At 58.5% G+C, this 2,215-nt stretch carries 3 protein-coding genes; all 3 read left to right on the top strand.

Annotated features, from left to right (window positions below; all coding sequences use genetic code 11):
• Positions 1–443: 443 nt before the first annotated feature.
• The 3 genes from AB5Z25_RS10805 to AB5Z25_RS10795 are packed head-to-tail and all read left to right on the top strand — an operon-like array spanning position 444 to position 2,209.
• Entirely contained in the window at positions 444–1,676 is a 1,233-nt protein-coding gene (locus tag AB5Z25_RS10805; protein ID WP_368092396.1) for a plasmid recombination protein, read from the top strand.
• A gap of 43 nt (positions 1,677–1,719) precedes the next feature.
• A complete protein-coding gene (relB, locus tag AB5Z25_RS10800) occupies positions 1,720–1,956 on the top strand; it encodes a type II toxin-antitoxin system RelB family antitoxin (RefSeq protein WP_035138971.1) in 237 nt (78 codons plus the stop codon).
• Positions 1,940–2,209, top strand: coding sequence for a type II toxin-antitoxin system RelE family toxin (locus AB5Z25_RS10795; RefSeq protein WP_035138972.1), 270 nt, complete (start codon positions 1,940–1,942; stop codon positions 2,207–2,209). Before relB ends, AB5Z25_RS10795 begins: the two co-directional genes overlap by 17 nt.
• Positions 2,210–2,215: the final 6 nt, after the last annotated feature.

Genomic DNA, 2,215 nt, shown 5'->3' with positions numbered 1-2,215 from the left:
TGACGCGACGGCCAACCGAATAGACCAGACTTGATTAAGGGTCGATGGACGCTCTGCTCCATCGACCCTTTCCTTGCCCGTGTCTCGACTGGATGAGACCTGCAGAATCGGGCGGCTCATTATTTTTCGCTAACTACGTCCGAAAAATAATGTGACAAATGACAAATGACAAATGACCACAGGGGGGCGAGGTACTACGACCTCGCCCATGGGAATCCGATATCCGATACCGACAGTGATTTGCGGGGTGGTTTGGAGGGGCGAAGTCCCTCCATCTCGGCGCAGCCGAGCGGGCAAGGAAGAGGTGCCGCCACCGATGACGCGCAGCAATCTCGACCGCTGGGAGGATTGCGGAGAAGCCCCGCAGGGCACGTCCTTAGCGCAGCTAAGGTCTAACGTGCTAGACTTTAGTCGGCTAAAATCTGACGCAAGGCGGTTCTGACATGGCACACATAGCGAAGTACAAGGCTCAATCGGTCGGGCACATGCTCGCCCACTATAGGCGCGACCGCAGCAGCCTGGAGCGCGACAACATCGACCCCGAGCGCATCAAGAACGACTTGGTTGTCGGTCACTACACCAACAAGGACGGCAAGCTCGTTGTGGGGCGCGTGGAGCCGCGCGAGAGCGAGCCGAACTGGGGCACGGTGGAGAGCCGCATCGAGCGCGTGAACGAAGCCCAGAAGGCGGCTGGGAAGCGCGCCACGCGCAAGGATGCGGTCGTTATGGCTGACGTTGTTGTGACGCTTCCCGACAATGTGCGCAAGGGCGATGAGGACAGGTTCTTCCGTCTCACGTACTGGTACCTGTCGAAGAAGTTCGGCATCGAGAACATGATGGGCGGGTACGTCCACAAGGACGAGGTGCTGAAGGACGGCACGCCCGCCCGCGACCACATGCACGTGCCGTTCACGCCCATCCTAGATGGACGGTTCAACTACAAGCAGATGTGCCCCCGCAGCTTCTACCGGAGCATGCACAAGGAGCTTGGGGATTACCTAGAGGGGCGCATGGGCTACCGCCCTGCAATCGAGCTTGACGAGGAGACGCGGGCGCAGCGCGTGTACACGGACAAGTCCGTGGATATCGACAAGGTACGCTGTGCGGTCGATAAGGCCGTGGTTGAACCTGCGAAGGACGAAGCGGCGCGAATCGTCGCGGCGGCTAGGGAAGAAGCCGCCGCTTTGCTAAATGATGCCGAAGCGCGTAAGGCAGAGCTTGTTACCGAGATTGCCGACAAGGAGGGTGACCTTGCCGAGCTTGACAGCCAGCTCGAGGACGTGAAGCTCGATATCGAAGATGAGCAAGACCGATTGGAGTGTCTTCGGCAACGAGCGGACGGAGTTGCGCGAGACGTTGGAGAGCTTCGCTCCATCGCTGCCGAGGTTCGGGGCTGGGAAGCTGCGGGAAAAGCTGAGCGCGGCGCAATCCTCGATAACATCGTTGTTAAGTGCGATGGACTCGCGAGCCGCATCAGAGCAGGAGTTGCGGGAATGCGAATCAAAGTGGAAGAGCTTAGAAGCCGAATATCGCGCCCGCTCGAATATCTGATGCGCAGGGAACAGCCAAGGCAACAGAGCCTTAATGACGTGCTGCGCGATGCGCAGCGGGCGGCGGATGCGTGGAACCGCGACCACGCTGCACCGCAGAGGACGTATCGCGGGCGGGCTAGATGATGTGTTATAGTAGTACCTGTAATACACGACAAGGAGGTGCGACATGGCTACCGCGGTCACATCAATGAGGATTCCAACCGAGTTGAACGAGCGCTACAGCCGTCTTGCGAAGGAGACTGGCAGGTCGAGGAGCTTCTACGTTAACGAAGCCCTGCAAGAAGCTATCGACCGTTTCGAGTACGAGTACGGGATTCTCAAGGATATCGAGGACTATCGTGCTGGCAGGCTTGAGACCTACAGCATCGACGAGGTAAGGGCGCACTGTGGCCTGGCGAATTGATTTCACGAGGAACGCCGACAAGGCGATGCGCAAGCTCGATAAGGGCGTTGCCGCGCGGGTGTTTGACGAGCTTGACGAGATAGCGAAGCTCGAAGACCCAAGAAGCAGGGGCAAGGCATTGACGGGAAACTTGGCAGGCGTGTGGCGATACAGGGTCGGTGACTACCGAATCCTGTGCGACATCAATGACGGCAGGCTCGTCATTCTCGTGGTCGATGTTGCGCATAGACGCGAGGTTTACAAGCGCAGATAAAAAAAG

The sequence above is a fragment of the Collinsella aerofaciens genome (assembly GCF_040910325.1).
Taxonomy (GTDB): domain Bacteria; phylum Actinomycetota; class Coriobacteriia; order Coriobacteriales; family Coriobacteriaceae; genus Collinsella; species Collinsella aerofaciens_BL.
This window is presented reverse-complemented; position numbering and strand designations above follow the sequence as displayed.